The 26,244-nt window shown below is 61.5% G+C and carries 20 protein-coding genes; 5 read left to right on the forward strand and 15 right to left on the reverse strand.

Translation table 11 applies throughout. The annotated features are described in order from the left end of the window. Positions 1-125 precede the first annotated feature (125 nt). Complete coding sequence (locus FXO12_RS01565) at positions 126-1,769, forward strand: MFS transporter (protein ID WP_034127966.1); 1,644 nt, start codon at positions 126-128, stop codon at positions 1,767-1,769. Continuing rightward, on the forward strand, positions 1,766-2,911 hold the full coding sequence (locus FXO12_RS01570) for an HlyD family secretion protein (RefSeq protein WP_003192298.1): 1,146 nt from the start codon (positions 1,766-1,768) through the stop codon (positions 2,909-2,911). The genes FXO12_RS01565 and FXO12_RS01570 overlap by 4 nt, the downstream gene beginning before the upstream one ends. 121 nt (positions 2,912-3,032) lie before the next feature. Here the strand turns inward: FXO12_RS01570 and FXO12_RS01575 are convergent, their stop codons facing one another. The 9 genes from FXO12_RS01575 to copC form a co-directional block, all read right to left on the reverse strand. Beyond that, a complete protein-coding gene (locus FXO12_RS01575) occupies positions 3,033-3,893 on the reverse strand; it encodes an aldose 1-epimerase (RefSeq protein WP_057974958.1) in 861 nt (286 codons plus the stop codon). 145 nt (positions 3,894-4,038) lie between these two features. Then, positions 4,039-5,319, reverse strand: a complete 1,281-nt coding sequence (locus FXO12_RS01580; protein WP_032903436.1) for a TRAP transporter large permease — start codon at positions 5,317-5,319, stop codon at positions 4,039-4,041. 1 nt (position 5,320) lies between these two features. Next, positions 5,321-5,848, reverse strand: a complete 528-nt coding sequence (locus FXO12_RS01585; RefSeq protein ID WP_054898249.1) for a TRAP transporter small permease — start codon at positions 5,846-5,848, stop codon at positions 5,321-5,323. 65 nt (positions 5,849-5,913) lie between these two features. After that, complete coding sequence (locus tag FXO12_RS01590; RefSeq protein WP_003192291.1) at positions 5,914-6,876, reverse strand: TRAP transporter substrate-binding protein; 963 nt, start codon at positions 6,874-6,876, stop codon at positions 5,914-5,916. Positions 6,877-6,921: 45 nt separating this feature from the next. Beyond that, positions 6,922-7,797: an SMP-30/gluconolactonase/LRE family protein gene (locus FXO12_RS01595; protein WP_057974957.1), complete on the reverse strand. Its 876-nt coding sequence runs from the start codon at positions 7,795-7,797 to the stop codon at positions 6,922-6,924. 26 nt (positions 7,798-7,823) lie between these two features. Next, the gene (locus tag FXO12_RS01600; protein ID WP_054898252.1) at positions 7,824-8,642 is read right to left on the reverse strand and encodes an NAD(P)-dependent oxidoreductase; all 819 of its coding nucleotides are present in this window, start codon (positions 8,640-8,642) and stop codon (positions 7,824-7,826) included. A gap of 230 nt (positions 8,643-8,872) precedes the next feature. Then, positions 8,873-10,135: an OprD family porin gene (locus FXO12_RS01605; RefSeq protein ID WP_034127961.1), complete on the reverse strand. Its 1,263-nt coding sequence runs from the start codon at positions 10,133-10,135 to the stop codon at positions 8,873-8,875. Positions 10,136-10,411: 276 nt separating this feature from the next. Continuing rightward, entirely contained in the window at positions 10,412-11,269 is an 858-nt protein-coding gene (gene copD / locus FXO12_RS01610; protein ID WP_057974956.1) for a copper homeostasis membrane protein CopD, read from the reverse strand. A gap of 3 nt (positions 11,270-11,272) precedes the next feature. After that, complete coding sequence (gene copC / locus FXO12_RS01615; protein ID WP_034127959.1) at positions 11,273-11,638, reverse strand: copper homeostasis periplasmic binding protein CopC; 366 nt, start codon at positions 11,636-11,638, stop codon at positions 11,273-11,275. A 116-nt stretch (positions 11,639-11,754) separates the two neighbouring features. Between copC and FXO12_RS01620 the strand changes: the two genes are divergently transcribed. Next, a complete protein-coding gene (locus FXO12_RS01620) occupies positions 11,755-12,375 on the forward strand; it encodes a TetR/AcrR family transcriptional regulator (RefSeq protein WP_014719000.1) in 621 nt (206 codons plus the stop codon). 124 nt (positions 12,376-12,499) lie between these two features. Here FXO12_RS01620 and preA read toward each other — a convergent pair whose 3' ends face one another. The 3 genes from preA to hydA form a co-directional block, all read right to left on the reverse strand. Next, complete coding sequence (gene preA, locus FXO12_RS01625) at positions 12,500-13,774, reverse strand: NAD-dependent dihydropyrimidine dehydrogenase subunit PreA (RefSeq protein ID WP_034127958.1); 1,275 nt, start codon at positions 13,772-13,774, stop codon at positions 12,500-12,502. Further along, a complete protein-coding gene (locus FXO12_RS01630) occupies positions 13,774-15,141 on the reverse strand; it encodes an NAD(P)-dependent oxidoreductase (RefSeq protein ID WP_057975026.1) in 1,368 nt (455 codons plus the stop codon). Before FXO12_RS01630 ends, preA begins: the two co-directional genes overlap by 1 nt. Positions 15,142-15,246: 105 nt before the next feature. Next, the gene (gene hydA / locus FXO12_RS01635; RefSeq protein WP_057974955.1) at positions 15,247-16,686 is read right to left on the reverse strand and encodes a dihydropyrimidinase; all 1,440 of its coding nucleotides are present in this window, start codon (positions 16,684-16,686) and stop codon (positions 15,247-15,249) included. Between the two features lie 593 nt (positions 16,687-17,279). Between hydA and FXO12_RS01640 the strand changes: the two genes are divergently transcribed. Both FXO12_RS01640 and FXO12_RS01645 read left to right on the forward strand, forming a co-directional pair. Continuing rightward, positions 17,280-18,767, forward strand: a complete 1,488-nt coding sequence (locus FXO12_RS01640) for an NCS1 family nucleobase:cation symporter-1 (protein ID WP_057974954.1) — start codon at positions 17,280-17,282, stop codon at positions 18,765-18,767. Between the two features lie 147 nt (positions 18,768-18,914). Further along, positions 18,915-20,198 carry a Zn-dependent hydrolase gene (locus tag FXO12_RS01645; RefSeq protein WP_057974953.1) on the forward strand — a complete coding sequence of 428 codons (1,284 nt, stop codon included), beginning with the start codon at positions 18,915-18,917 and terminating at the stop codon, positions 20,196-20,198. Positions 20,199-20,326: 128 nt separating this feature from the next. On the opposite strand, the gene FXO12_RS01650 is transcribed toward FXO12_RS01645, so the two are convergent. The 3 genes from FXO12_RS01650 to FXO12_RS01660 are packed head-to-tail and all read right to left on the reverse strand — an operon-like array spanning position 20,327 to position 26,106. Further along, positions 20,327-21,742, reverse strand: coding sequence for an efflux transporter outer membrane subunit (locus FXO12_RS01650; RefSeq protein ID WP_057974952.1), 1,416 nt, complete (start codon positions 21,740-21,742; stop codon positions 20,327-20,329). Further along, on the reverse strand, positions 21,726-22,895 hold the full coding sequence (locus tag FXO12_RS01655) for an efflux RND transporter periplasmic adaptor subunit (protein WP_057974951.1): 1,170 nt from the start codon (positions 22,893-22,895) through the stop codon (positions 21,726-21,728). Before FXO12_RS01655 ends, FXO12_RS01650 begins: the two co-directional genes overlap by 17 nt. Continuing rightward, entirely contained in the window at positions 22,885-26,106 is a 3,222-nt protein-coding gene (locus FXO12_RS01660; protein ID WP_057974950.1) for an efflux RND transporter permease subunit, read from the reverse strand. Before FXO12_RS01660 ends, FXO12_RS01655 begins: the two co-directional genes overlap by 11 nt. Positions 26,107-26,244 lie beyond the last annotated feature (138 nt).

Genomic DNA, 26,244 nt, shown 5'->3' on the forward strand with positions numbered 1-26,244 from the left:
ATTTGACTGTGCCCCATTGACGATCAATTGCGTCCTCAAGATGGCAACATGAACGCCTCTCAGGTTACTGTTCCTCTGTGTAACGGATTCACCGGCCTTGCACCCCGGCTTACCAAGGTCACCGAATGGATAAATACACCCCCCACACCTGGCAACCCCACGAGCGGCCGAGCCTGCCTGGCTCGCCGTCGACGCCGCTGCACCCTACGCGTAAGCGCTGGCTTTTCGCGCTGGTCGGCGTGCTGGTGGCAATCACCGGCGGCTTGGGTAACGCCCTGGTCATCGCCAACCTGCAATACCTGCAAGGCGCCCTGGGCGCGACCACCGCGGAAATGGCCTGGCTGCCCGCCGCCTATGTAATGACCAACGTGTGCATGAACCTGCTGCTGGTAAAGTTTCGCCAGCAGTTCGGCCTGCGCGCGTTTACCGAGGTGTTCCTGGTGCTCTACGCGCTGGTGACCTTCGGCCACTTGTTCGTCAATGACCTCAGTTCGGCGATTGCGGTACGGGCCGCCCATGGCATGGTGGGTGCGGCGCTGAGTTCGTTGGGCTTGTACTACATGATCCAGGCATTCCCGGCCAAGTGGCGGTTGAAAGCTTTGGTGTTGGGGCTGGGTACCGCACAATTGGCGCTGCCCCTGGCGCGGCTGTTCTCCGAAGACTTGCTGCAAATCGCTGAATGGCGCGGGCTGTATTTGTTCGAACTGGGCCTGGCGCTGATCTGCCTGGGCTGCGTGTTCCTGCTCAAGCTGCCGCCGGGCGATCGCTTCAAGACCTTTGAAAAACTCGACTTCCTCACCTTCGCCATCCTCGCCAGCGGCGTGGCGTTGCTCTGTGCGGTGCTGTCCCTGGGGCGTATTGACTGGTGGCTGGAAGCGCCGTGGATCGGCGTGGCCTCGGCCTGTTCCCTGGTGCTGATCATGGCGGGGCTCGCCATCGAGCATAACCGCAGCAACCCGATGCTGATGACGCGCTGGCTGGGCAGCGGCGTGATGATCCGCCTGGCGTTGGCGGTGGTGCTGATTCGCATGGTGCTGTCCGAGCAATCCACCGGTGCGGTGGGGTTCATGCAGATGTTGAACATGAGCTACCAGCAGATGCACACCCTGTACGTGGTGATGCTGGCCGGGGCGATTGCCGGGCTGGTGGTCAGCGCGCTGACGATCAACCCGGCGCATTTGCTGATGCCGCTGATCATTTCCCTGGCGCTGATGGCGACCGGTTCGGTGATGGACAGTTTTTCCAGCAACCTGACCCGCCCGCAGAACCTCTATATCAGCCAGTTCCTGCTAGGCTTCGGCGGTACGTTCTTCCTGGGGCCAACCATGGTGCTGGGCACCAAAAACGTACTGACCAACCCGCGCAACCTGGTGAGCTTCTCGGTGATGTTCGGGATCTGCCAGAACCTCGGCGGCCTGATCGGTGCGGCGTTGCTGGGCACTTTCCAGATCGTGCGCGAGAAGTACCATTCGAGCATGATCGTCGAGCACCTGACCCTGATTGACCCGCTTGTGGCGGCGCGGGTGCAGAGTGGTGGGGCGGCCTATGGCAAGATCGTCGCTGACCCGGAACTGCGTAACCTCATGGGCATCCGCAGCCTGGCCACGGCGGCCACCCGCGAGGCGAACGTCATGGCTTACAACGATGTCTTCATGCTGATCGCGATTATCGCGATCCTGACCATGCTGTGGATCTTCACCCGCAGTCTGTGGTTGATGAGCACCACCAAGGCAATTCCTCCTGTTCAACCCAGCGGCGCAACTTCATGACTGAACCTTCAACCACCACCACGACCGCCATCGCCGCCACGCCGGAAGGCAGCACGCCCCCGGGCGCAGTGCCTACCCAATTGCGGCCCTTGCGCGTGCGCATCATCTCGTCCCTGGGCTTTGCCGCCATCGCCATCATCGGTGTGCTGATCGTGCTGTACGCCTGGCAACTGCCGCCGTTCAGCAGTGCGGTGGAAACCACCGAGAACGCTTTGGTGCGTGGGCAGGTGACGATTATCGGCCCGCAGCTCAGCGGCTATGTGTTCGAAGTGCCGGTGCAGGACTTCCAGTACGTCAAGACCGGCGACCTGCTGGTGCGCCTGGATGACCGTATCTACAAGCAACGCCTCGACCAGGCCCTGGCGCAACTGGCGGTGCAGAAGGCCTCGTTGGCCAACGTGGTGCAGCAACGCAACAGCGCCGAAGCGACCATCAAGCTGCGCCAGGCCGCGCTGGTCGACAGTCAGGCCCAGGCACGCAAGAGCACTGCGGATTTGCGCCGCAATGAAGAACTGATCAGCGATGGTTCGGTGTCCAAACGCGAACTGGACGTGACCCGTGCGGCCAACGCACAGACCATCGCTGCCGTGGCCCAGGCCCAGGCCAGCCTGGAAATCGCCCGCCAGGATTTGCAGACGGTAATCGTCAACCGCGGCTCCCTGGAGGCAGCTGTCGCGAGTGCCGAGGCGGCGGTGGAGTTGGCGCGCATTGACCTGTCCAATACACGCATCACGGCGCCACGGGATGGTCAGCTCGGGCAGATCGGCGTGCGCCTGGGCGCCTACGTCAATTCCGGCGCGCAACTGATGGCGCTGGTGCCCAAGCAGTTGTGGGTGATTGCCAATATGAAAGAAACCCAGATGGACAATGTGCAGGTCGGCCAGCCGGTGACGTTCACCGTGGATGCGCTGAACCACCGCAAATTCCATGGCACGGTGCAGCATATTTCCCCGGCCACCGGTTCCGAGTTCAGCCTGTTGCAGGCGGACAACGCCACCGGCAACTTCGTCAAGATCGCCCAGCGGGTGCCCGTGCGCATCACCGTGGACCCGGACCAGGCCGAGAGTGAGCGCTTGCGGCCGGGGTTGTCGGTGGTGGTGAGTATCGATACAGCAGGGCGCCTGAAAAACAGCCCACCCTGACGTTGACGCATCCTCTGACTGTAGGAGCGAGCTTGCTCGCGAAAAACGTCAACAATAACGCGTGTTTTCTGAATGAACGCGGCGCCTGTGAGTTTTTCGCGAGCAAGCTCGCTCCTACAGTTCAGGCATTTGGAGTGCATTTCAGGTTGAATGCCAGGTGGGTTGACTGCCCTTGCTCCAGCAGCTTCAGGCCAGGCTTGCCCGCCAGGTGATGGGCATTCACCGGATGGCTCACCGGCTCGATGCAGAAAAACTCCAACCCCGGCGGGCAGTACAGCAGGAAGTAATCGGCGCCGCTGGCCTGGCATTCGAGGCAGTAGCCAAGCTCCGGTTGTTCGATCACGCAGTGCCCATCCCAGCCGCAAAAGCCGTTGTCCACCAGCCCCTCTGGCAATCCTTTGAGTTGCCGGAAATCCCAGGCTTCGGGAACAGGTTCCAGCCTCGTGGGCAGCTTGGCCGCGTCACTCATCCACACTTGCCTAGCCTTGGCCTGCAGCCGCGTACCCGGCCGGCGCGGCAAGTACGGATGCAAGCCCAGCCCATGCCACGCGGGTTGCTCGGCCAGGTGAGTCACACACAATTGGATATTCAACTCACCGTTGTTCAAGCGAAACCGCTGGCGGGCGTGATAGGCGAAGGGCGTTTCGCAGCGCAGCTCCAACACCACTTCATGTTCTGACTGGCTTGTCACCTGCCATGCCTGCTGCCAGGCCGAACCGTGAATCGGAAAAGGGTCAGTGAGGCTATTGGGTGCCAGTGCCAGCCAGCCCCCGGGGTTGTCGAAGCCGCCGTGGGCGATGCGGTTGGACCAGGGCGCTAATGGATAGCAGCCCAGCTTGCCCGGCAGCCCGGTATTGATCGCGTGCTTGTCGCTGTGCCGCAATAGCGGTTGCCCGGTGTCGCGTACCGTCCAGTTGACGAGGCTGCCGCCGATGGCGGGGGCGAGCACCAGATGGGTGAATTGATCTGTAAGCTCAATCACGATTGACCTGCCTAGTGAAGTCAAAACAAACACTGAGGATTCAACTGTGGGAGCTGGCTTGCCTGCGATAGCGGTGTATTAGTCACGAATGCGTTGACTGACAGATCGCTATCGCAGGCAAGCCAGCTCCCACATTGGTTTGCCTTTACAGCACCAAATGGGGCAACCACAGCGACAACGCCGGAACGTAGGTCACCGCAATCAGCACCAAGAACAACACCGCATAAAACGGCAGCAGGGCCTTTACGGTTTTCTCGATGCTGGTCTTGCCCACCGCCGCGCCGACAAACAGCACCGCGCCCACCGGCGGGGTAATCAGGCCGATACCCAGGTTCACCAGCATGATCATGCCGAAGTGGACCGGGTCGACGCCGATGCCCAGGATCACCGGCATCAGGATAGGCGTGAGGATCAGAATCAGCGGCGCCATGTCCATCACCGTGCCGAGCAACAACAGCATGACGTTGATGCACATCAGGATCACGTAGCGGTTGTCCGACAGGGTCAGGAACAGCGTGGTGATCTTCGCCGGGATCTGCATCAGGGTCATGATGTAGCCGAAGCTGGCGGCGAAGGCGATCAGGATCATCACGATGGAAATGGTGCGCACCGTGCGATGCATCAGCTTGGGCAGCTCGCGCCATTTGTAGTCGCGGTAGATGAACATGGTCACGAAGAATGCCCACAACACCGCAATCGCCGCCGACTCGGTGGCGGTGAAGATGCCCGAGAGGATGCCGCCGAGGATGATCACCATGGCCATCAAGCCCCAGAGCGCATCGGCGGCGATCTTCAGCGCCTGCTTCAAGGGGATGACTTCGCCTTTGGGGTAGTCGCGCTTTTTCGCGAAGATCAGGCAGAGCACCATCAGGCACGCGCTCATTAACAGGCCCGGCACCACACCGGCCATGAACAGCGAGGCGATGGAGACGGTACCGCCTGCCGCCAGGGAGTACAGCACCGAGTTATGGCTGGGCGGCGTCAGCAGCGCCTGCACCGAACCGCTGACGGTCACGGCGGTGGCGAATTCGCGCGGATAACCCCGCCGTTCCATTTCCGGAATCAGCACCGAGCCGACCGAGGCGGTATCGGCCACGGATGAGCCGGAAATCGCGCCAAAAAACGTCGAAGCCATGATGTTGACCAGGGACAACCCGCCACGCACAAAGCCCACCAGCACCCCGGCAAAGGCCACCAGGCGCCGCGACATACCGCCCTCGGCCATGATCGCCCCGGCCAGCACGAAGAACGGAATCGCCATCAGCGAAAACTTGTTCACCCCACCGGCAATCTGAATCATCAGGGCCTGGAACGGGATGTCGATCCACCACGCGCCAATCAGCGCCGACAGCCCCAATGCATAGGCCACCGGCATGCCGATCAGAATCAATACAACAAAGCTGCCCAACAGAATCAATGCGTCCATATCAGGCGGCCCCTTCGTTTTCTTCAACCAGGTCGAAACGCACCACCTTGCGGTTGCTCTGATCACCGAGCAGCAGCTTTTCGACCACGAACACCAGGGTCAGCACGCCGCCAATCGGGATCGGCATATAGGTGATGCCTACGCGCAGGGTAGGGATGGCGCTCATGAATTGGTTCCAGGTGGACAGGCACAGCTTGGTGCCCCAAATCGTCATGAACACGCAGATGGTGCCCATCAGCAGTTGCGAGAGGATGCCGACGAGGCGGCGTTGGACAGGCGGCAAGCGGTCAGTGATCATCGCTACCGACATGTGCGCACCGGCACGATAACTGGCAGCGGCGCCGATAAAGGTGAACACCAGCATCAGCAGGATGGCGGTGGGCTCCGGCCAGCTGGAACCGGTGCCGAGGGCGTAGCGGGTGAAGATACCCCAGGGAATGATCAAGGCGACCCCCAGGACGGAAAGACCGGCTACCCAGATGCAGGTCATGTAAAGGCGGTCATTGAAGCGCAGCAGTAAAGTCTTCATGGCGTTCACCGTGACCGGGCGCGTCGATGCCGACCGCGCCGGGCCTTATGCAGGGGCAGGGGAGGTTATTGAACCGCGTCGATGCGCTTGATCATGTCCGCATACGGCGCACCGTATTTGGCACGCACCGCCGCAGTGGCCTCATAGAAGGGCTTTTTGTCGACAGTGATGAACTCCACGCCGGCCTTCTTGAGTTTCTCTTCACTGCTGGCGGACTTGGCGTCCCAGAGCACGCGCTCATCAGCCTGGGCGGCCTTGGCGGCGGCCTTGACCATGTCCTGCTGGGCGGGGTCGAGCTTGTTCCAGGTGATTTTCGACATCACGATGGGTTCAGGCAGGATCAGGTGTTCGGTGAGGGTGTAGTACTTGGCGTTCTGGAAGTGGTTGTGTTCCAGCAAGGTCGGCGGGTTGTTTTCCGCGCCGTCGATGACCCCGGTCTGCAGGGCGCTGAAGATCTCGCCGGTGTCCATGGCAATGCCGTTGGCGCCCATGGCGTTGAAGGCTTCGATGAAAATCGGGTTGCCTTGCACGCGGATCTTCATGCCCTTGAGGTCTTCGATCTTGCGCACCGGTTTCTTGGTATAGAGATTGCGCGTGCCGCCATCCATCCAGGCCAGGGCCACCAGGCCGAACTCGGAGTTGGTGATCTTGGCGAGGATCTCGTCGCCAATCTCGCCATCGATGACCTTGCGCATATGCGCCTGGTCGCGGAATACGAACGGCAGGTTGAACACGTTCACGTCCGGCACCACCGGGCCGACGATGCCGAGGCTGACGCGGGTCATTTGCACGGCGCCGACCTGGGCCTGTTCGACCACTTCCTTCTCGGAGCCCAGCACACCGCCGGGGAAATACTTGAAGGTCAGCTCGCCGTTGCTCGCCTTGGTCAGGGCCTTGCCCATGTTTTCTTCTGCGACAACGGTGGGGTAGCCAGCGGGGTGGATGTCGGCGAACTTGATTTCCAGCGCGTGGGCTGCGCTGCTGAGGGTGAAGATTGCAGCGGCGAGCAAGGTGCGTTTGAAGTCCATGGAAGTCACTCCTGTCTTGTTATTGTTGTATTCAAGGCACAGCGATTAAACGATGAAGCGGGGTTCGGGCAGTCCTTGGACGCCGGGGTTGAGGGCGAACACGCCACCAGACAGCGACTGTTCACTCGGGTCGTCGCGGATGGAGGTGACGTACAGAGTGTCCAGGCGGCTGCCACCGAAGGCGCACATGGTGGGTTTTTTCACGGGCACGCTCAGGGAGCGGTCCAGGCGACCGTCGGGGGTGAAACGGTGAACCAACCCGGCGTCGTTGGCGCAGATCCAGTAACCGCCCTCGGCGTCCACCGCTGCACCGTCGGGACGTCCGGGGAAGTCGTTCATATCAATGAATAGGCGGCGATTGGACGGCGTGCCGGTCTCGATGTCGTAGTCGAACGCCCAGACCTTTTGTACCTTCGGGTGCGAATCGGAAGCGTACATCGTGCGACCATCGGGGCTGAAGGCCAGGCCGTTGAGGGTGATGAACCCCTCCAGTAGCGCGTGGGGCGCAGCCCCGGACCCATAGCGATAAAGGACGCCTTCGGCGGCATTCAAGCCCATGTCCAGCACCATGCTGCCGGCCCAGAAACGGCCCTGGCGATCGCAGCGGCCATCGTTCAAACGCATGTCCTTGCGCGAATGCTCGATGCTGGCCAGCGGCAGGGTGTCGAGGCTGCCGTCGTGGTGGGGCGTGAGTTGGAAGAAGCCGGTTTGCATGCCAGCGACCCAATTGCCTGCCTGGGTGCGCGCAATACAGGCGAGCATCTCTGGGGCTTTCCACGCCGCCAGATGGCCGGTGGCGGCGTTCCAGCGTTGCAGGCCGCCGTTGGGGATATCTACCCAATACAGGGCGTTTTCTTCGGGCACCCACACCGGGCATTCGCCCACCGCATTGCGGGCATCGACAATCAATTCAGCAGGCATAGTCATTCCCTTGGGTTGCTGGGCACTCAGTCACCGAACGGCCCCGCCGCGCAGAACGCACCGCCCTGGTAGACCTTGGCCGGGTCATCGGCGGCCACGGGCGGCTGGGCTTCGACCTGGGCGCGGAACACTTCGGAGCTGTCCTTGGGGGCAAAGCCCAGGTGCGCGGCGTAGCGGTTGTCCCACCAGGTATCGAGGTTGGCCGACATGCCGTACACCACGGTATGGCCGACGTTGGGCGTGTACAGCGCCCGTTCGAGCAGTTGGGTCAGGTCGTCGAAACTCAGCCAGGTGTGCATCATCCGGCGGTTCTGCGGTTGCGGGAACGAGGAGCCGATACGGATGCTCACGGTCTCGATGCCGTAGCGGTCGAAGTAGAAACTGGCCATGTCTTCGCCGTAGGACTTGGACAGGCCGTAGTAACTGTCAGGGCGGCGCGGGGAATGGGCGTCAAGTTGCTCGCCCTGTTTGTAGAAACCGATCACGTGATTGGAGCTGGCGAAGATCACCCGCTTGACCCCGTGGCGGCGGGCGGCTTCGTAGATATGGAAAATGCCGCTGATGTTCGCGCCCAGTACCTCTTCGAACGAGCGCTCCACCGAAACGCCGCCAAAGTGCAGGATGGCGTCGACGCCCTCTACCAACTGATGCACGGCGTGTTTGTCGGCCAGGTCGCAGGTATGTACCTCTTCGCGAGCGTCGGTGGCGGGGGCCATTTCAGCGATATCCGAAAGGCGCAGCACCTGGGCATAAGGACGCATGCGTTCACGCAGGACTTTGCCCAGGCCGCCGGCGGCACCAGTGAGCAACAGACGGTTGAAGGGAGCGGGTGTGGTGGTGGTCATGGGCCTTCCAGATTTTTGTTGTAGGTTGTCGTATGACTATGGGGAAATAGTGTTAGGGATTCCTGGTGTTGTCAACGTCCTTCCAGGCACATGAGATCAAAGGTGGGAGCTGGCTTGCCTGCGATAGCGGTGAGTCTGAAAAGGATGTGGTAACTGACCCACCGCTATCGCAGGCAAGCCAGCTCCCACATGGATAGGTGGCACCTTAGAGATCGGATTTGCCTTTGGAACTACAACAACGAAATCGGATAGCTGATAAAAATCCGGTTCTCATCGAACTCGTTATTGCTGAAATCCCGACGCATGGTCGAGTTGCGCCACTTCACATTGAGGTTCTTCAGCGCACCGCTCTGCACCGTGTAGGCCAACTCCGACTCACGCCCCCACTCCTTGCCGTCGGTGATCGCCCCGGTGTGTACATTGCTGCCGCTGATATAGCGGTTCATCAGGGTCAGCCCCGGAACGCCGAGCACCACAAAGTTGAAGTCGTGGCGCACCTGCCAGGACTTTTCCTTGGCGTTGTCGTAGCTGGCGTTGTAGCTGTCGTTGGCCAGAGTGCCGCCGCTGGTGCCGTTGATGCGCATCCAGGCGCTGTCGCCGCTGAGTTTTTGCAGGCCAACATAAAAGGTATGGCCGTTGTATCTGGCCGAGAGCAGGGCGAACAGGGTCTTGTTATCGAGGTCGCCGGCCAGGGCGCTGCCGTCTTCCTTGCCGTTGAAGAACCCGAGGTTGGCGCCCAGGGTCCAGTCTCCCAGCGGCTGGCTGTGGGTGAGGTTGAGGTACTGCTGTTGGTAGATATCAGTCAGTTCGGCGTACCACAGGCCGACCTGGGTACGTTTGTCGTTGAAAGTGTATTCGCCGCCGCCGAAGTTGAAACGGTCCGAAGTGAACGCGGCTTTGCCGTTCATGAACATGTCTTCCATGCTCGCGTCGTTGCGTGGGCTGTTGCCGCGAAACTGGCCACCGTAGAGCGTCAGGCCGGCGATTTCATTGGAGGTGACCTGGCCGCCACGAAAGGTCTGGGGCAGGGAGCGGCCATCATCGGAACGCAAGATCGGCAGCACTGGCATCCATTCGCCAACCTTCAACTCGGTCTTCGACAGCCTGGTTTTCAGCGCGACACCCAGACGCCCGAAATTGTCGGCGGGGCGGCCATCGTCATGCACCGGCAACAGTTGGGTACCGGCGGTGCCTTTGCCGCCATCAAGCTTTTGCGAATACAGGCCCAGCACGTCAATCCCGAAACCGACCGTGCCCTGGGTAAAGCCGGACTTGGCATCAAGGATAAAATTCTGCGTCCACTCTTCGGCCTTGCCCTGGGGGTTGGTCGGGTTGGTGAAGTTGCGATTGAAGTAGGCATTACGCAGGTTGAGCGTGGCCTTGGCGTCGTCGATAAAGCCTTCGGCGTTGGCACCCAGCGGCAGGGTGACGGCCAGGCTGCCGAGACCGAGAAGGCCCAGGCGAGTGCAGGAATGACGGGCGGATTGACTCACAGTGAGGCTCCCTTTGTTTTGTTGTTTTTATTATTTGTCATACGTTGTCGTACAACATTGAGCGCGATATTTGCGAGGTTTTGAGGGCATGTCAAGCAGAAGTTATACGATGACTTGGGTGAAACGATTCAACGCAGCGGCACGGTCGCCCCCTGTAGGAGCGAGCTTGCTCGCGAAAAACGTCAACGATAACGCGTGCTTCCTGAATGAACGCGGCGCCTGTGAGTTTTTCGCGAGCAAGCTCGCTCCTACATTGATTGCATTGCAACGCAGGTTTCAGCCAGCCATGACCATCGGCGGCAGGGTGCCGAGCAGGGAAACCGCAGCCACTGCCGCAATGCCCAACAGCCACTCCATCATCACACTGGCTCTCAAACTGCCCAGGCGTTGTTCGCAGCGCTTGATACGCAACCGGTTCAACAGCGCCAACCCCAGCATGCCCAGCACCAGCCCCACCTTGATCAGCAGGATCAAGGCGAAGCCCTCGAACAGCGGCGTGGGCCACAGTTGCCCGGTGAGCACGCGCACGTTGATCAGACCGGTTACCAGCAGGCCGCCGACCAAGCCATATCCCACACCACTGAAGCGACGCAGAATCGGCTCCAGGTGGTGGTCTTGCGCCTGCCGGAGGATCAGCACCAACACCAGCAACCCACCGAGCCAGGCCCCAACGCACAGCAGGTGCACTACCTGGTTAAGGATCAGCAACCGCCCACTCAGCCCATCGAGCATGGCGCCATGGCCTACGGGGGCCAGGGTCGCCAGCAACAGGGCGAGCAGCGGCAAGCGCAAGGCCGGCCAGGGCTTGATCAGCACGATCACCAGCAGCAGGTTCAGCAGCAGATGCCAGGCCCATACCTGGCCAAAAAAGGTCTTGCCCAGCACCAACTGCACCGTGGCCGGTTGCAGCGCCGACTCCCAACTGCCGGCCATGCTGGCGGTGATCAACAGCAACCACACAACCCCGGTGAGCAGCCCCAAGCCGGCCAGGCCACGGGTGATGCGCAGTAATTGCCGGTCCAGTGTCGGCTGCACATGAGCGCCGAGCAGCCAGGGCCTGAATACCCACGCCCCGAACATTAGCAACACGACGCAAAAGTGCAGGAAGCGGCACAGCACCAGCAGGGTTGCCATGGGTTATTGGCCGACCTTGAAGCTGTAAGTGCCTTCGCTTTTGTGAGTGTCGACGGACACTGCATGCCATTCGACTTTATAGGTGCCGTTTGCCAGCGCAGCGGCAGGCGTGACCACCAGTGTCTTCTTGTCGGCGTCCGGAGTTTCCAGGCCCTTGATGGCGATTTCGGTGCCGTCCTTGCTCAGGGAGACCTTGGTGAAGGTGGCTTCGACGCCTTCGCTGAAGGTCAGGCGCAGGTCTTTGGGTGCGGCGACTTTGCTGTCAGCCGCAGGCTCCGCGCTCTTGAGGTGGGCGTGGGCAAACGCCGTGGAGGCGCCCAGCAGGGCAGTGAACAGGACAGCAGCGGTCAGGGACTTCTTGAGCAACATTGTTCAATACCGATCAGAGGATAGGAGCCGGCAGTGTACGAAGTTTCGGCTTGGCCTGTCGCCCCGATCTAGAGCCGGTGGTAGTCTTTAGGCCGTGTTGTTGTCAGGGAGCCCTTATGGGCAATCACAAGATTGGAATTCGTCGGGTCAACGTCGAGAAAATCCTGCTGGCGGCGGAGAAGGTCTTCGCCAACAAAGGCTATGGCAGCACCGCCATGGCCGACATCGCCGAAGAAGCGCAACTGCCGCGCTCCAACCTGCATTACTACTTCACCACCAAAAGCGAGCTGTACAGCGCGGTGCTGTTCGACCTGCTGGAGTTGTGGAAGCAGGACGCCCTGAGCTTTGAAACCTTCGACGACCCTCGGGTGGTGCTCAGCAGCTACATCCGCGCCAAGATGCAGCGCTCGCGCACGCGCCCGTATGGCTCCAAGGTCTGGGCCAATGAAATCATCCACGGCGCGCCCACACTCGGCGAGGCCCTGGATGAAAGCCTGTACGACTGGGCCAAGATGAAGGAAGCGAAGATTCGCCAATGGGTGCAAGACAAACGCATCCTGCCGGTGGAGCCCTCGAGCTTGCTGTACATGATCTGGGCCTCGACCCAGCACTACGCCGACTTCGACCACCAGGTGAAGATTCTGAATGATCACCAGCCGTTGTCGGACAGGCAGTTCGAGAAGGCCATTCAGACCGTGACCGGTGTGATTTTGCGCGGGATTGGGTTGGAGCCTTGAGCTGATGGTTCCCACGCTCCGCGTGTGAATGCCACCCTGGACGCTTCGCGTCCGCTCTTGCCAGCGTGACGCGGAGCGTCACAGGATGCGTTCCCACGCGGAGCGTGGGAACGAGGGGCTAGGGTTACACCGCCTCCCGGTAAGGATTGCGCGGGTCCTGCGTCCAGTTCAAAAACGGCTTGCCGGTATCGATCGGCACCATCTCGATGCAGTCGGCCACCGGGCAGGTAATCTGGCACAGGTTGCAGCCCACGCACTCATCGTCGATCACCTCATACAGATGCGTGCCATCGGCCTGCTTCAAGCTGGCAATGGCCTGGTGCGAGGTGTCCTCGCAGGCAATATGGCAACGACCACAGCCAATGCACGCCTCTTGGTCTATCTTGGCGATGACCTGATAGTTGATGTCCAGGTACTTCCAATCCGTGGTGTTGCCCACCGCCCGCCCGGAAAACGCCTGCAGGTTGGCATGGCCTTGGCTGTCCATCCAGCGCGACAAGCCATCCTTCATTTCTTCAACGATGCGAAACCCATGCAGCATCGCCGCCGTGCACACCTGCACCGCGCCGCAGCCCAGGGCGACGAATTCCGCGGCGTCGCGCCAGGTGCCGATACCGCCGATGCCGCAGATCGGCAGGCCGTTGGTCTGTGGGTCACGGGCGATTTCGGCGACCATGTTCAACGCAATCGGCTTGACCGCCGAGCCGCAGTAACCGCCATGGGTGCTCTGGGTACCGACCACTGGCAGGGCGACCATGCGCTCCAGGTCCACGCTGGTGATGGAGTTGATGGTGTTGATCAGCGACACCGCATCGGCGCCGCCGCGATAGGCCGCCCGCGCCGCCACGCGGATGTCGGTGATGTTCGGCGTGAGCTTGACGATCACCGGCAGCGAACAATACGTCTTGCACCAGCGCGTCACTTGCTCCACGTACTCCGGCACCTGGCCGACGGCGGCGCCCATGCCCCGTTCGGGCATGCCATGAGGGCAGCCGAAGTTCAGTTCGATGCCGTCGCAGCCGGTCGCCTCCACCAAGGGCAGGATGTTTTTCCAGGACGCTTCGACACAAGGCACCATGAGCGAGACGATCAGTGCGCGGTCCGGCCAGTCCTTTTTCACCTGGGTGATTTCCCGCAGGTTGATCTCCAGGGAACGGTCGGTGATCAGTTCGATATTGTTGATGCCCAGCACTTCGCGGTTGGCGCCATAGTGCGCGGAGTAACGCGACGACACGTTCACCGCCGCCGGGTCTTCCCCCAGGGTTTTCCACACGACGCCACCCCAGCCGGCCTCGAAGGCGCGCACCACGTTGTAGGCTTTGTCGGTAGGCGGCGCGGAGGCCAGCCAGAACGGATTGGGCGCTTTGATACCGGCGAATACAATCGAGAGATCGGCCATTACGCAGCCTCCACAGTCAGCATGAGTTGGGCATGCATGGCTTCGGCGGCCCGCTTGCCATGTTGTACCGCCTGAACGGTGAGGTCCTGGCCGAGGCTGACGCAATCGCCGCCGGCATACACCCCTGGGATGCTGGTGCGCAGTTGCTCATCGACGAAGATGCGCTCGCCGACGCGATGCAGTTGCTGGGCCAGCGGATCGTGCAGGGCGTCGTTGTCGAAGCCTTGCCCGATCGCCTTGAAGATCGCGTCGGCGGCCAGTTCGAAGGTTTCCCCGGTAGGCAGCAGGCGACCGTTTTCCAGGCAGGTGCGGGCAAAGCGCATGCCGCGTACGCGGCCTTGGTCATCGAGCAGGACCTCGTCGGGTTGGGCCCAGGTCAACAGCCGTACTTGATTGGCCTTGGCGATGTCCTGTTCGTGGTGGGTTGCGCCCATGTCGGCCAGGCCACGGCGGTATACCAGGTTGACATCGCGGGCACCGAGGCGGGCCATCTGCACGGCCATGTCGATGGCGGTGTTGCCGGCGCCGAGCACGATGCAGCGGTCGGCCAGGGGCAGTTGGCTGAGGTCATCGGCCTGGCGCAGTTCGCGGATATAGTCGGTGGCGGCGAGCAGGCCGGGGGCGTCCTCAAAGGGCAGGCCCAGCTGTTTGCTGGCAGCGAGACCCAGGCCGAGGAACACCGAATCGAATTGCTGGTGCAGTTCGCTCAAGGTCAGGTTGTCGCCCAGGCGTTGGCCGTGGCGAACCTCGATGCCGCCAATCTGCAGGAGGAAATCCAGTTCCTTCTGGGCGAAGTCGTCCACCAGTTTGTATTTGGCGATTCCGTATTCATTCAGGCCGCCGGCTTTTTCCCGCGCTTCGAAAATCACCACGTCATGACCGTGCAAGGCGGCGCGGTGAGCGCAGGCCAAACCGGCAGGCCCGGCACCGACCACGGCGATGCGCTTGCCAGTGGGCGCGGCGCGTTGGAACGGGTGTTCGCTGAAGTGCGCGTTGTCGATGGCATAGCGTTGCAACAGGCCGATCAGCACGGGGGCGCATTCTTCGGCGTTATTGCGTACGCAGGCTTGCTGGCAGAGGATTTCCGTCGGGCACACCCGTGCGCAACTGCCACCGAGGATGTTGGCCGAGAGGATTTTCTGCGCGGCCCCTTGCACGTTCTCGGTGTGGATATTGCGGATGAATGAAGGGATGTCGATCTCGCTGGGGCACGCATTCACACAAGGCGCGTCGTAGCAGTACAGGCAGCGCGAGGCTTCCAGTTGGGCCTGGCGGGCGTTGAGGGGCGGTGCCAGGTCGGTGAACTGGCTGGCGAGGGTGGCCCCATCTTCGCGGGGGTGGGGGAGGTGGGTCAGGGTCTGGATCACGGTGTTGGCCTCACGGTTATTGAGGTGCTGCCTCTGATGGGCGATCGTTCCCACGCTCTGCGTGGGAAAGCCTCACTGGACGCTCCGCGTCCGCTTTTTTTGGACTCAGCGCTTCACGGCCACTGGCTTGCAAAGCGCTGCCCGCTTGCTCAACTGCTCGAACACCGAGGGATACGCCGGCCGCTGCACATACCGCCCGGCTCCTCGCTCGGCGCGCAGGTCACCATCGGCCCACACCAGCTTGCCCTGGCTGATGGTGTGGCTGGGCACGCCGCGCACGGTCTTGCCTTCGAAGATGTTGAAGTCCACCTGCTGATGGTGGGTCTTGGCGGAAATGGTCCGCGTGCCCTCGGGGTCCCATAGCACCAGGTCGGCATCGGCGCCTACGCGTATCGCGCCTTTGCGTGGGTAGAGGTTGAAGATCTTCGCGGTGTTGGTGGAGGTCAGCGCGACAAATTCCTGCATCGACAGACGCCCGGTATTGACGCCTTCGTGCCACAGCAGCGCCATGCGGTCTTCAATGCCGGCGGTACCGTTGGGGATCTTGCTGAAGTCGTCACGCCCGGCGGCTTTTTGCTCGGCGCAGAAACAGCAGTGGTCGGTGGCGGTGGTGTGCAGGTTGCCCGCTTGCAGGCCGTGCCACAGCGCCTCTTGGTGCCCGCGTGGGCGGAATGGCGGGCTCATCACATAGCCGGCGGCGGTCTGCCAGTCGGGGTGCTGGTACACGCTGTCATCGAGCAACAGGTGGCCGGCGAGTACTTCACCGTACACCGCCTGGCCTTTGCCTCGGGCATAGGTGATTTCATCCAGGGCTTCCTTCGTCGACACATGCACCAGGTACAGCGGCGTGCCGATGGTCTCGGCAATTCGGATGGCACGGCTGGCCGCTTCGCCTTCCACCTGGGACGGGCGCGACAGCGGATGGGCCTCCGGCCCGGTGATACCCTGGGCCATCAGCTTGCGTTGCAGGTGGTACACCAGCTCGCCATTTTCGGCATGCACCGTGGGCACCGCGCCGAGTTCCAGGCAGCGTTCGAAACTGGCGACCAAGGTGTCATCGGCAGCCATGATCGCGTTCTTGTAGGCCATGAAATGCTTGAAGCTGTTGATGCCGTGATGGCTGACCAGCTCGGCCATTTCCTCGCGTACCTGCTCGCTCCACCAAGTGATCGCTACATGAAACCCGTAGTCGGCGGCAGACTTTTCGGCCCAGCCGCGCCACTGGTGGAAAGCTTCCATCAGCGATTGCTGTGGGTTGGGAATCACGAAGTCGATGATCGACGTGGTACCACCGGCCAAGCCTGCCGCCGTGCCACTGAAAAAGTCTTCACTGGCCACGGTGCCCATGAAGGGCAGTTGCATATGGGTATGGGGGTCAATGCCGCCTGGCATCAAGTATTGGCCGCTGCCATCGAGTATTTCGCAGCCTGCGGGAATATCCAGATTCGTGCCAATGGCGCGAATTAGACCCTCTGCGCATAACACATCGGCGCGGTAACTTTCATCATGGGTAATAACGGTGGCGCCACGGATCAACAGCGACATGTCGAGTTCCTCACAGGCTTGACCGGCTTGTGCCAGTTCTAAGTGTTGTAATGCTGCGTACCGAGGGTCGGTTAATTCCTGTCATCGGTGACAGGAATAGAAACTAGCCCGAGTTTTTCGAATGAGCAAGAAGATTTTTATCAAGCCTTTAATGTTTTTATCTAATTGATTTATAAGGTAAAAATACTATTTTCACCAAAATGAAGCACGCCCACCCTGTTTTGACGCACTTGACAGGTTTTTGATCTGTTCAATATTTCTTATTGCAAATCAGGCGCTTGAGATATGCCGCTTGACGGCGTCGAGAAATAAAAATAATTGTGATGCACCAGTTTGAGACCTGCAGGTTCTGGCAACTTGCGTATTGTTTAGCCTGACGCGTGCGGCAAGTAGCGCAGGCTCAATTGGAAAGCTGATAAACATCAGCAAGTTATACAAGCGGTGCGGGTTCAGAGGCGGTTGTCGGCACGGTTATTGAGTGCACGGGCAGTTGGCCGGAACCCTGGATGTCATGTTGTTGATGCGGTACTCCGGCCACCTGAACCTAGCGTGCAGGTGAGCAACAATAATTTTAAAAAAACCGTGGAGCGGCCATGCAACAGAACAGATCGCAAGTCATCGAGCGCAACGGCCTGTACGAACTCGACGCCGGCCCCGACGTCCTCGACAGCCCTCGCTACAACCACGATATGGCACCTACCAAAGTGCACGAGCGCACCTGGAACAAATGGCACATCACTGCGCTGTGGGTCGGCATGTCAATCTGCGTGCCCACCTACACGCTGGGTGGGGTGCTCACGGCGTATTTCGGGCTGTCGGTGGGGGAGGCGCTGATGGCGATCCTGCTGGCCAATATCGTGGTGTTGATCCCGCTGACCCTCAACGCGTTTCCCGGCACCAAGTACGGCATTCCGTTTCCGGTGCTGTTGCGTTCGTCCTTTGGCATCCTCGGCTCCAACGTACCGTGCCTGATCCGCGCGCTGGTGGCCTGCGGCTGGTTTGGTATCCAGACGATGTTCGGCGGGCTGGCGATCCACCTGTTCCTGGGCTCGATTTTCGACGGCTGGAAAGCCCTCGGCGGTACCGGAGAGGTGATCGGTTTCATGCTGTTCTGGTGCTTGAACCTGTGGGTGGTGCTGCGTGGCGCCGAGTCGATCAAGCGCCTGGAAACCTTGTCGGCGCCGTTGTTGGTGGCGGTGGGGGTTGGGCTGCTGGTATGGGCGATGCCCAACGTGTCCCTCAGCGAGTTGATGGCGATCCCACCCAAGCGCCCCGAAGGCGCCAGCCTCACCGGTTACTTCATGGCGGGGCTCACGGCGATGGTGGGTTTCTGGGCCACATTGTCATTGAACATTCCAGATTTCAGCCGCTACGCCAAGAGCCAGAAAGACCAGATTCTGGGGCAGATTTTCGGCTTGCCGCTGACCATGTTCCTGTTCGCTGCCCTCGGCGTGGTGATGACCGCCGCCTCGGTGAAACTGGTGGGGGTCAGCGTCTCCGACCCGGTGAGTCTGATCGGGCATATTCAGAGCCCGGTGTGGGTGGCCATCGCCATGGCGCTGATCATCGTCGCCACCTTGTCCACCAACACTGCGGCGAACATCGTCTCGCCCACCAACGACTTCCAGAACATCGCGCCCAAGCTGATCAACCGCACCACGGCGGTGATCCTCACCGGCCTGGTAGGGCTGGCGCTGATGGCCCATGAACTGCTGAAAAAACTCGGGCTGATCGTCTCGGACGTGAGTCTTGAAACCGTGTATTCCAATTGGCTGCTGGGTTATTCGAGCCTACTGGGGCCGATTGCCGGGATCATGGTGGTGGACTATTTCATCACCCGCAGACAGCAGTTGGACCTGGCCGGCCTGTACCGCGATGACGTGTACCCGGCCTGGAACTGGAGCGGCTTTGTCGCCTTTGGCGTACCGGTGGTGCTGACGCTGCTGTCGCTGGGCAGCGATGCGTTCAGCTGGTTCTACAGCTACGGCTGGTTCACCGGCTCGGCGTTGGGCGGGGTGTTGTATTACGGCTTGAACGCCAAGCGCGGGGCGAGCCCGATCACCGCCAAGGCGCCGTTGTAAACCACGGTCGAGGTGGGAGCTGGCTTGCCTGCGATAGCGGACTATCAGTTAAAGCCGTGTCGCCTGACACACCGCCATCGCAGGCAAGCCAGCTACCACAGTTGACCGCGTCAATTCATAAGAACCTGTAGCTTGAGGAGACCCCCCATGAACGCTGCCCTCGACGTTCTGCAATCGACCCATCAGCACATCAACCGCGACCGTCTGTGGCAGTCGCTGATGGACCTGGCCAAACTCGGCGCCACCCCCAAAGGCGGAGTGTGTCGCCTGGCCCTTACCGACCTCGACCGCAAGGCTCGCGATCTCTTCGTGCAGTGGTGTGAAGCGGCGGGTTGCACCGTGACCATCGACGGCATCGGCAATATCTTTGCGCGCCGTCCCGGCCGCAATCCCGACCTGCCACCGGTGATGACCGGCAGCCATATCGACACCCAGCCCACCGGCGGCAAGTTCGACGGTTGCTTCGGCGTGCTGGCCGGTGTGGAAGTGCTGCGCACCCTTAACGACCTGAATGTGGAAACCGAGGCGCCGCTGGAAGTGGTGGTATGGACCAACGAAGAAGGCTCGCGTTTCCCGCCGTGCATGATGGGCTCAGGGGTGTTTGCCGAGAAGTTCACCCTGGCCGATACTCTGGCCAAGGTCGATACGGACGGCGTCAGCGTGGGGGAGGCGTTGAACGCGATTGGTTATGCCGGAACACGGCCGGTCAGCGGGCATAAGGTCGGCGCGTATTTCGAGGCCCATATCGAACAAGGGCCGATTCTGGAGGATGAACACAAAACCATCGGCGTGGTGCTCGGCGCCCTCGGGCAAAAGTGGTTTGACCTGAAGCTGCGCGGTGTTGAAGCCCATGCCGGCCCTACACCCATGCACTTGCGCAAGGATGCCCTGGTAGGCGCGGCAGCGGTGGTGGCCGCGGTGAACGCGGCGGCGTTGGCGCACCAGCCCCATGCATGCGGCACGGTGGGGTGCCTGCAAGCGTATCCGGGATCGCGCAACGTGATTCCCGGTGAGGTGCGCATGACCCTGGATTTTCGTCATCTGGAACCGGCACGGCTGGACTCGATGATTGCCCAGGTGCGTCAGGTGATCGAGGACACCTGCGCCAAACATGGCTTGAGTTTCGACATGCAGCCCACGGCGGACTTCCCGCCGCTGTACTTCGACAAAGGCTGCGTGGAGGCGGTGCGCGATGCCGCCAATGGCTTGGGCTTGTCGAACATGGACATCGTCAGCGGGGCAGGGCACGACGCGATCTTCGTCGCTGAGCTGGGCCCGGCGGGGATGATCTTTGTACCGTGTGAAGGCGGCATCAGCCACAACGAAATCGAAAATGCTGCGCCGGATGACCTGGCGGCAGGGTGTGCGGTGTTGTTGCGCGCCATGGTAGCCGCTTCAGCGGCCATTGCCAGCGGCAAGTTAGCCGCCTGAACTGATCGTTCCCACGCTCCGCGTGGGAACGCCGCTCAGGACGCTCTGCGTCCGCCCTTAAAATCGTGACGCGGAGCGTCACAGGGTGCATTCCCACGCAGAGCGTGGGAACGATCATTAGCAGGCTATTAACCCGGCTGCCAGCCGCCGCCGAGTGCGGTCAAAAGTCCCACGCTCGCCTGCAACTGCCGGGTCTGCACCGCCTGCAACGTTCTCTGTGCCTGCAACGCGGCGGTTTGGGCGGTGACCACGTCCAGGTAACTCACTGCCCCGGCCTGATAGCTGTTCATCGCCAAGGCCTGGGTATGTTGCGCCGCCTCTGCGGCCGCTTGTTCGTCCTCGGCTTGCTGCTGCAAATCCCGCAGTTGCGCGAGGTTATCTTCCACCTCACGCACGGCTTTCAATACGTGGCTACGGTACTGTGCCGAGGCTTCCTCGAATTCGGCCTTGGCCTGGCGCTCGTTGGCGCTCAAGCGTCCGCCATCGAAGATCGGCAGGTTCATCAGCGGCCCCAGTGCCCAATACCGGTTGCCGGCGGACAGCAGGTTGCCAACGCCTTGGGTCTGTCCGCCCAGCACACCGGTCAAACTGAAATCCGGGAACCACGCCGCCTTGGCCACGCCGATCGTTGCGTTGGCCGCAAACACACGACGTTCAGCTGCGGCAATGTCTGGACGACGCTGCAGCAAGTGGCTGGGCAACTGCGCCGGAATGCTTGGCAACGCCATTAGCTGCGGGCTGGGCGGCAATGAAAAATCACTGGCCGTCACGCCCACCAATTCGCCGATGGCATGCTCGGCGAGGTTGCGCTGGCCACGCACTTCGTCCAGCTGCGCCTTGGCTTCGGCCAGTTGGTTTTGCGCGCGGGTCAGGTCCAGTTCCGACGCAATCTGGCCTTCATAACGGCTGCGGGTCAGTTGCAACGCTTGGCTGAAGTCCTGCAACGACGTGTTGAGGATTCGGCCCTGTGCATCCAGCCCATTGAGCTGCACATACAGGCTCGCCAACTGCTGTTGCAGGCTCAGGCGCACCACCGCCAGATCATCAAAGGACGCTTGCGCCTGGGCATCGCCCGCAGCGACCTGGTTGCGGATTCTGCCCCACAGGTCGAGGTCGTAACCCAGGGAGAACCCAGCGGTATTGCTGTTGTACACCGACGGCTGTGTAGTGCCGCGTAGCGGTCGTGAATCCGATTGACGTTGGCGCAGCGGTTGCGCGCTGGCGGTGATTTGCGGGAAAAGGCCCGCGTGCAGTTGACTGGCGTAGGCCTGGGACGCATCGAAATGCGCCAGCGCCGCGGCCAGGTCCGGGTTGGCCTTGAGCAGTTGCTGTTGCAGCGCGTTCAGGCGCGAATCGTTGTAAAGCTGCCACCACTGGGGCGCCAGTTGATCCGACGGTTGCGCGCTGTGCCAGGGGCCATCGCTGGTTTGTTCGCGGTAGTGGGCGGGCAGGTCAATCGATGGCACCGTATAGGTGGGCGCCATCGAGCAACCCTGCAACGCCAGCACCATCAGTGCCGCCAGCGGCTTAAGCCTTGGGCGCATGCGTACCTCCCGAGGCGTCGGCCTGTTGCACCGGGTCGCCTTCGCGCAGGGCGTCGGGCGGGTTGTCGATGATGCGGTCAGCAGGCTTCAGGCCTTGGTCGATCACCAGGCGCTCGCCGAGGTCCAGGCCAATATGAATGTCTTGCAGGTGCACATGGTTGCGACCGTCCAGTACCGCAACCTGGGTGCCCTGGGCGCGGAAGATCAAGGCGCTGGCCGGGATGCTCACGCCATGGGTATCGGCCGGAATCGGCAGGGTGACTTCGGCGTAATCGCCTGGCAGCAGTTCGCCGTTGGGGTTGTCGGCAACGAACTGGGCGAGCAGGGTGCCAGAGCGGCGGTCGATGGCAGTGGAGTCACCGATCAGGCGTGCCTTGAAGTGCTCGCCGGGGTGCTCGGGAACGGTCAGTTCGGCCTCAAGGCCCGTATGAATGACCGCTGCATAGTTCTGCGGCACCGGCACGTACAAGCGCAATTGGTGGGTGTCGGCAATGTTGAACAGTTCCGGATCGCTGGCGTTATCGGCCTTGATCAACTGGCCGATGTCCGTGTTGCGGGCAGTGATGGTGCCAGCGAATGGCGCTCGAAGGGTCTTGTAGCTTTCCAGGGCGCACAGCCGTGCGTAGTCCGCTGCCGCGGCTTCGGTGTTGGCCTTGGCGGCTGCGGCGTTGGAGGTTTTCTCATCGGCGTCCTGGCGCGATACCGAATGGCTGGCCAGCAGGTTTTGCCAGCGGGTCGCCGTGGTGGCTGCCAGGCGTGCATTGGCTTGTTGCTGGATCAGGCGGGCATGGGCCTGGGCCAGTTGTTGGTCGAGGTCTGGGCTGTCGATTTCGGCGAGGATTTGCCCGGCCTTGACCTGGGCACCGATGTCGACTTTCCAGTCCTTCAAGTAGCCGCTGACCCGCGCATGGATCGCCGCTTTGCTCCATGCGTCCAGGTGGGCTGGCAGGCGCAGGGTGTCACCGCCGGCGTTTGGCTTGGGTTGGAACACCATTACCTGGGGGACGGCGGCGGCTTCGGTCCAGGCGGTGACCGACTGCTCGTGCAACGTACGCGCGTGCAGGCCGCTGGCGACTAACAGGGCAGCCAACGTCAGGCCACCGACACCCAGGAGCATCAGACGCTTGCGCGAGGGTTTTTGATCAGGCGACATGGGGCGTTTCTCCAGCAGTTGCGCGAGTAGGATGACGACCGTGGACCAGGCTGAAGACCACGGGAACAAACAACAAAGTGGCGATGGTGGCGAAGACCAGGCCACCGATGACCGCCCGGCCGAGCGGGGCGTTCTGCTCCTCGGAAATGGCCAGGGGCAACATGCCGATGATCATTGCCAGGGCAGTCATGCACACCGGGCGAAAGCGCGTATAGCCGGCTTCCAGCGCGGCTTTCAACGCATCGCCATGTTCGGCCAGGCGCTCACGGCAGAAGCTCACCACCAGGATCGAGTTGGCGGTGGCCACGCCCATGCACAAGATGGCGCCGGTGAGTGCTGGCACCGACAACGAGGTGCCACTGAGAAACAGCATCCACACGATGCCCGCCAATGCTGCCGGCAACGCCGTGATGATCACAAAAGGGTCGGCCCATGATTGGAAGTTGACCACGATCAGCAAGTAGATCAGCACCACCGCGCCGAGCAGTCCGAAGCTCAAACCACTGAACGCCTCATGCAGCGCATCGATCTGCCCGTGCAGGCTGATGGTCGCGCCTTTGGGGCGCATGGACGCTGTGTCATCCAGTACCTTTTGCACATCGCGGGCCACACCGCCGAGGTCGCGACCTTGCACGTTGGCGTACAGGTCCAGGGTCGGTTCGATGTTGTAGTGGGTCACCACGGCCGGGCTTTGTACCCGGGAAATAGTCGCCACGCCGCCGAGGATTTGCGCCTGGCCATTGGCACCGGTCACCGGCAGCGCTTCAAGGGACGGCAGGCTGTCGAGACGGTATTGCGGGGTGGCAGCGACGATGGAATAAGACACGCCATTGGCCGGGTTGAGCCAGAAGGTCGGCGCGGTTTGCGAGCTGCCGGCGAGGGAGGCGACCATGCTGTTGGTGACGTCACGCTCGGTGATGCCCAGGCCATTGGCGCGCATACGGTCCACGTTTACTTGCAGCGAGGGGTAGCCGGTGGACTGCTGGATCCGCAGGTCGGCAATCCCCGGTACATGTTGCAAGCGCCGTTCAAGCTCGACGGCATAGGCGCGGTTTTCCGCGTCATTGCGCCCGGAGATTTTGACGTCCAGAGGGGCGGGAGCGCCGAAGTTGAGGATCTGGCTGCTGATGTCGGCGGGCAGGAACGCAAAGTGGCTGCCGGGGAAACTTTGCGGCAGGGCTTCACGCAGTTTTTTCACATAGTCGGCGGTGGGCGCGTGGTGCGTTTTCAAGCTGACCTGGATGTCACCGTCCTGCGGGCCGATGGTGCCGCTGCTGCTGTAGGCCATGTCGATGCCGCTGAGCGGAATGCCAATATTGTCGACGATGGTGTCCAGTTCTTCGGCGGGGATGACCTCGCGGATCCGTGCTTCGATGCGATCGAACGCCGCGGCACTTTCTTCGATGCGCGTGCCCAGTGGCAAGCGCACATGCAGGGCCAAGGCACCCGCATCGGTGGCCGGGAAAAAGTCCTGGCCCAGGCTCGGCAACAGCAGGAACGACGCGAGTACGCAGGCCAGGAACCCGGCAATGAAGCGCTTGCGTGCGCCCAGCGCCAGCGTCAGCAGGCCATGGTAGGTGTCGCGGATATTGGAAAAGTGCCGTTCGAATCCCTGTTGAAAATTCAGCACCGATTGCAGCAACGCATTGCGCGGCCTCAAGTGCTGTTCACCCTCGTGGTGATTGATGAATGCATCTTCCGGATGATGCCCCGCGCCTGCCTCCGGCCTATGTGGTTTGAGCAAATACATCGCCAGCGTCGGCACCAGGGTACGCGAGAGAATGAACGAACTGGCCATGGCAAAGATCACCGCCAGCGCCATTGGCCGGAACAGGTAACCGGCGATGCCTTGCAGCAAAAACATCGGCACGAACACGATGCAGATGCACAACAGCGAGACGAACGCCGGGCCGACGATTTGCGCGGCGCCGTCGAGAATCGCGGCCTTCACCGCCTTGCCTTGCTCCAGGTGCCAGTTGATGTTTTCGATGGTCACCGTGGCGTCGTCCACCAGGATGCCCACCGCCAACGCCAGCCCGCCCAACGTCATCACGTTGAGGGTTTGCCCACTGACGGCCAACAGCGCGATGGCCGACAGCACTGCCAGCGGAATCGACGCGGCGATGATCAAGGTCGAGCGCCAACTGCCGAGAAACAGCAGGATCATCACACTGGTGAGCAGTGCGGCAATGATGCCTTCCTGGGCCACGCTGCCCACCGACTGCTTGACGAACACCGAGGCATCGCCCAGCAGCGAGGTTTTCAGTGACGGTGGCAAGGTTTCGTTGATGCGCGGCAGCATCTGCCGGATACCGTCGATGATCGAAAGCGTGGAAATGCTGCCGTTTTTCAGCGCCGGCATCAGCACGGCGCGATGGCCGTCGACCCGCACGATATTCGTTTGCGGTGGTGAACCGTCGCGCACATGGGCCACTTGGCCGATGGTGATCAGCGCACCGTCGACGGTCTTGATCGGCAAGTCGTTGAGCTCATCAATCGCCTTGGGGCTGTTGTTGAGCAGGATCGTGTATTCGTTGGGGCCGAGCTTGGCGGTGCCCACCGGGATGATCTGGTTCTGCAGCGCCAGGGCGTTGCCCACGTCCTGGGCCGACAAGCCTTTGGCGGCCAGGGCTTGAGGGTCGAGGTCGAGGGTTATCTGCCGTTGCTTGCCACCCATTGGCGTGGGCATGGCCAGGCCGGGCAGGGCGCTCAAGGGCAGGCGGATATTGTTCTGCACCAGGTCGCGAATTTTGGCTTCCGAAAGGCTGGGGCTGGAGAACGCCATTTGCAGGATCGGCACCGTGGAAGCGCTGTAGTTGAGGATCAGCGGCGGGGTGATGCCCGGTGGCATTTGCTTGAGCACGGTTTGTGACACCGCCGTGACCTGGGCATTGGCGGTACGGATATCGACGCCAGGCTGGAAGAAGATCTTGACGATGCCCATGCCGGGCAACGATTGCGACTCGATATGTTCGATGTCGTTGACGGTGGTGCTCAGGGAGCGTTCGTAGGTGTAGATCACCCGGCCGGCCATGGCGTCCGGAGACAGGCCGTTGTACTGCCACACCACGGCGACCACGGGAATGCCGATATCGGGAAAAACATCCGTGGGCGTACGCAGGGCCGCCATCGGCCCGATGATGCAGATGAATATAGCCAGCACGATGAAGGTGTACGGCTTGTGCAGTGCGGTCTTTACCAGCCCGAGCATGCGTGAGTCTCCGAGAAGAGCAGGATTGCAAACCCCGGCAGTCTTGACCGACCCACCTAACACGCACCTTTCAGCCAGGTGAAGGAAGTTTTAGTCAAGGGCTGAAGATACTTTCATAGGGATTCATTTGTTCCAGGA

Origin of the sequence: Pseudomonas sp. J380, assembly GCF_009827115.1 — a bacterium.
In the GTDB taxonomy this organism is placed as follows: domain Bacteria; phylum Pseudomonadota; class Gammaproteobacteria; order Pseudomonadales; family Pseudomonadaceae; genus Aquipseudomonas; species Aquipseudomonas paracarnis.